The 2,362-nt window shown below is 40.4% G+C and carries 3 protein-coding genes and 2 pseudogenes; all 5 read left to right on the top strand.

Going from position 1 to position 2,362, the window contains the following annotated elements:
* Positions 1-520: guanylate kinase (gene gmk / locus KPX09_RS05055; protein ID WP_249549273.1), on the top strand; the 520-nt coding region annotated here is incomplete at its 5' end.
* A gap of 690 nt (positions 521-1,210) precedes the next feature.
* Positions 1,211-1,526 (top strand): annotated as a pseudogene (locus KPX09_RS05050) (P44/Msp2 family outer membrane protein); the annotation flags it as partial.
* A gap of 90 nt (positions 1,527-1,616) precedes the next feature.
* Complete coding sequence (locus tag KPX09_RS05825; RefSeq protein ID WP_410518487.1) at positions 1,617-1,808, top strand: hypothetical protein; 192 nt, start codon at positions 1,617-1,619, stop codon at positions 1,806-1,808.
* 148 nt (positions 1,809-1,956) lie between these two features.
* Positions 1,957-2,136 carry a hypothetical protein gene (locus KPX09_RS05040; protein ID WP_249549272.1) on the top strand — a complete coding sequence of 60 codons (180 nt, stop codon included), beginning with the start codon at positions 1,957-1,959 and terminating at the stop codon, positions 2,134-2,136.
* Positions 2,133-2,362 (top strand): annotated as a pseudogene (locus tag KPX09_RS05035) (P44/Msp2 family outer membrane protein); the annotation flags it as partial. The gene KPX09_RS05040 and the pseudogene KPX09_RS05035, both read left to right, overlap by 4 nt.

The raw sequence follows: 2,362 nt of genomic DNA, 5'->3' as shown, positions 1-2,362 counted from the left end.
TTCCATCACGACCCGTTCCGCAAGGAGAGGAGAGAAAGAAGGGAAAGACTACTATTTTGTGGATCGGGAAGAATTTTTAAGGCTATGCCACAATGGAGAGATAATAGAGCACGCAGAAGTATTTGGGAATTTCTACGGTGTTCCCCGCAAGAATCTAGAGAGCAATGTAGAAAAGGGAGTTAGCACGTTATTAGTAATTGACTGGCAAGGAGCTTTCAAGTTTATGGAGATGATGAGAGAGCATGTAGTAAGCATATTCATAATGCCTCCCTCTATGGAAGAACTGCGTAGGAGATTGCGTGGTCGAAGAGCTGATGATTCAGCAGTAGTAGAAGCAAGGCTAAAAGGAGCAGCGTTTGAGATCAGTCATTGCCAAGCTTACGACTACGTAATAGTAAATGAAGATATAGAGGAAACGGCTGACAGAATTAGCAATATTCTAAGTGCAGAACAGATGAAAACTTTCAGACAAGTTGGGCTTAGGGAATTATTAGAGCATAGGTTCCCTCTAGAAGATTAAGCAAGCTGTAAAATAGAATGCCGGGTGCACATTAACTAGTAGTAGCACTCTATTTATGTGGCTCTGTGTTTTGCTTTTAGTATCATAAAATGAGTATATCCTGTAATAGAAGGCTCTGGAGTTTCTAGTGTTCTTTTAGAGTCTCTGGTGTATCTTATCTTCCACGGAGAATATGGCAGGGGGACTGTATCCTATGAATATGGAAACTACACCTAAAACCAGGAAATCCACAGAGAACCAGTGAAAGAACGGGGCTATCATTAATCCACTTACACATTACACAGGTTGCTGCTTTGTTGGTTGGATTGTGGGTATTCTATCCATACTATTCCGAGAAAATCAGCATCTTATGGGCACAGAAGACGCATGTATTTTTCATAAGGGGCACAGTTTTTAAGCATGAAAAGCAATATTAATGGAAATGGAAGTTAATATCATGCAACATGTATCACGGTACACCGCCTAATAACAATTACCTAAAAGATTTGCAGAATTATAGCTCTATTATAAAGAGAACACTTAGATGTGGTAACTTATTCACACGAGTAAATGTGCAACTGTTCTTAATCAAGAATTTATATCTTTAGAACCATAACCATGTGAGCCTGTTTAGTTGTGCATTAAGGGTTAAGCTCACGTTTTCAGGTAGTCTGTGGTAAGCTGGTATAGAGATCTAGAAGTAAGTTATTTTTAGGAAGCGTAATGATGTCCTTGGCTATAGTTATGGCAGGACAAGATGCTAAGGCTCATGATGATGTTAGTGCTTTGGGGTCTAGCGGTGCGGAATATTTCTATGTTGGTTTGGATTACAGTCCAGCGTTTAGCAAGATAAGAGATTTTAGTATAAGGGAGAGTAACGGAGAGACTAGGGCAGTATATCCATACTTAAAGGATGGTAAGAGTGTCAAACTTGAGTCTAACAAATTTGACTGGAATACACCCGATCCTCGGATTGGGTTTAAGGACAACATGCTTGTAGCTATGGAAGGTAGTGTTGGTTATGGTTAACTTTATATGGTTGTTGTTTTCTGAGATTTTGGTAATTACACCCTGCGGGAGTTGGGCATAGAATCTCATAGCAACCTCAATACTGTACGTGTGGATTGACAAGTATCCTAATCTTCTACGAATCGCTAGGGGTACCATAAGTCCCCGTAATAAATCTTATTATTCAAAGGGGAAGACTAAGGGAATTAGAGATAGTGGTAGTAAGGAAGATGAAGCTGATACAGTATATCTACTAGCTAAGGAGTTAGCTTATGATGTAGTGTCTCTCGTTTACAAATGAGTTTAATATGCGAGGAGACTGAGTAACTACGCTCCTCCGAATATCTAAAAGCAGTCTCTAGGTATGTTTTGTCTCGTAATCTTTCGATTTCATATCTGGTTTATGTATAGGGTTCTCTTAGGTTCTCTTATTAGATAAGGTAAGGACATTGTTCACTTTGCTAAGGCTGTTGAAATTTCTCACCCTATCATCGATACCAAGGTTTGTAGTGGAACTCATGCAAAGATCGAGAGTACTGATACTACAACGACTACGTACGATGCAGCGCCGGGGAAAACAGAGACTAAAACAGCTCAGTGTAGTGGTTTTGGAGCTACAAGCGGTGTGACGGGACCTAAATCTCTTAGTGGTTTTGTTAACGCTGTGAAAGTAGGTGAGGGTAAAAACTGGCCTACGGGTCAGGCTGGGAAGAGCACTAGTGGTCCTGTAGTAAGTGCACCTAATAGTAACGCCACAGCCGTAGCTAAAGACCTAGTCAAGGAACTCACTCCTGAAGAAAAAACCATAGTAGCAGGATTACTTGCTAAAACTATTGAAGGGGGTGAGGTTGTTGA

The organism is Anaplasma phagocytophilum, from assembly GCF_023476575.1.
GTDB classification, from domain to species: Bacteria; Pseudomonadota; Alphaproteobacteria; order Rickettsiales; family Anaplasmataceae; genus Anaplasma; species Anaplasma phagocytophilum_A.
Note: the sequence above shows the minus strand (reverse complement) of the source record. Positions and strands in the feature narration are given on the sequence as shown.